This is a genomic window from Lacinutrix algicola (assembly GCF_001418085.1).
GTDB classification, from domain to species: Bacteria; Bacteroidota; Bacteroidia; order Flavobacteriales; family Flavobacteriaceae; genus Lacinutrix; species Lacinutrix algicola.
On the sequence record NZ_LIQH01000010.1, the window covers coordinates 1 to 2100 of the forward strand.

The following is a 2100-nucleotide window of genomic DNA, read 5'->3' on the forward strand; positions in this document are numbered from 1 at the left end:
ACTCGTTACTAAATTCTGTTTTCCACTTTTCAGCGTTTGAGTAAATTCAGTCAGCGTTTATTCCGTAATATTTTTCAATATAGATTGAGTGAGCAATTCCGCAACTTGCTAAATTCCGCACACAGTTCAGTTTCAAATTAAATATTCGAATATTAAACTCGGAAAAGCAACAATGCTCATAATTATTAATAATAATGATATTGAAATTAATATAGTTTTTAATTTTTTTTTAATAGGTGGTTTACTTTTGTAACTAAAGTATAGACTAAGCGAACCAAACCCTATAGCAATTAATTTAAACCAAATTGTCTCATATTTTCCGCTTCTTGGAGCTAGAATGAATATTCCGCCTTTGAATTGTTCCCAAAAGTCAATATGATTCAAGTAACTTATTGAGAAAAAATATAGCCATCCAAGTATTAAAAGAACAATTGAATAAATTAAATATTTTTCTTTCTCTATTTTCATTCTTTTTAATTCCTGATTTCCATTTAGAGTGCGTTCCGCAATGAATGGCAACGGTTACGTATAAGGATTGTGCGTTTTTGCTTGCTGGGATTTTCCGAAGGAAAATCAGAAGCTAGCAAAAGAAGCACTTCCATTGTTTAAGGACTAAAATAAGCATAATTTTTATACAATGTTGCCGTACGTTACAGGAATTATTTTATCGGCTTAAGAGTTGCGCAAAGCTTGGTAAATCCGTTTAATAAAGATTGCGTGGGAGTGAGGTCAGTCGTACGCAAAGATTGCGCAATTAATGTATCGGAAACCGTTATTTACTTTAATCGACTTTTGAGTGAATTATCGTTTTTTAGAGCCGAGTGAGCAATGGACGGCAACGGTTCATGTATGAAATGTGCGACTTAGCGCGTATGATTTTCCGATAGGAAAATCAGCAGTAACTAAGAAGTACAAATCTTCCGGTTTAGTACTAAAGTAAGCATTTTTTATGCATATTGTTAGGTTTTCGTTACGACAGAAAAGAGTAAACACATATCGCCATAATTTTTGCGAAAAACCATTTAGATAAACAGCCAGCCGAAACTATTAGTTTTTGTACGGTAATTTTTTCATAACGCTTATTAGTCCGCTTTTAAGATTCCAGAGCGATTGTCAGAAATCAGCTTGCGAATCAGGCTAAAAGTCGGCGTAACGATTGGTTTTTGAAAGTCAGTTTTGAAATCAGCTTGCGAAACGGGCTAAAAGTCAGCGTAACGATTGATTTTTAGAGTTCAGATTTGCGATCAGTTTTTTTTGCGTAATATTTGGGAGTAATGAAACCTAACGTTGTTGTATAAGCTTTGTTGCGTTGTTTAAGCAGTGAATTTAGTAAATAAAACACGAACGGCGAAATTCCGGAGGAATTTCCCAAGTGAGCTAAAACCAGCAATAAAGTTTATACGGTGTTGGCAAATCGTTTTTTATTTTTCCTTTTCTAACTTTGGAAATAAATCATTATTTTTCCATTCTAATTCTCTACTCGTTTTCTTGATTTCTATCCAATTAGTTTCTTCATCTTCATAATTTCCGATTTCCTTTTGATAAACTATTTTTCCTTTTATTCCATCTTTATCTTTAGGGAAAATTAATTTTTCTTCTAACCAATAAATTCCAGCATCTGAAACTTGAGATATTTCCAAGACTTTTTTCAACTCAGACTCTGTTTTGAAGAAGTAAATTCCTCCACCATCGATTCCACAAGCTTCTGATAAATAATTCACAAACAAAATATTCTCTAAATTATCAATTCCTTTATTATCAAAAATGTCAATTGAAAATTCATAAGTTTCTAAAATAGAAATATTTTCGGTTAGTTCAGATTTTTCATTCAAATGACGTATGATAATTGAGTAATTATCTTCTATTTTTTTATAAGTAAAAAAGTATTTTGAGTTTTTAAATTCCTTTTTTTCTAACGAAATTAATCCACCAAGTAAATAACCAACTTTATTATTGTATTTAACTTTATAAAAAGGTGATTCAATTCCGTTATAATTTAACTTGTTTTCAGTTTTTTCAAGTATTAGTATTTCTGTTCCAATTTTAAGTAAATCAATCACTTCAGATGTTAAATTTGGAAGTTTCCTGAATTTGACATCA

2 protein-coding genes are annotated in these 2100 nt (G+C 31.0%); both read right to left on the minus strand.

Annotated features, from left to right (window positions below; genetic code table 11):
- Positions 1–132 precede the first annotated feature (132 nt).
- Positions 133–468: a hypothetical protein gene (locus tag ASC41_RS00130; RefSeq protein ID WP_055434621.1), complete on the minus strand. Its 336-nt coding sequence runs from the start codon at positions 466–468 to the stop codon at positions 133–135.
- A 953-nt stretch (positions 469–1421) separates the two neighbouring features.
- A partial coding sequence (locus ASC41_RS16890; protein ID WP_160318788.1) for an SH3 domain-containing protein occupies positions 1422–2100 on the minus strand: 679 nt, incomplete at its 5' end.

Bases quoted from the DNA above. Each gene is read 5' to 3' on its own strand.
- ASC41_RS00130 (WP_055434621.1), bottom strand. From the start codon at position 468: ATGAAAATAGAGAAAGAAAAATATTTAATTTATTCAATTGTTCTTTTA.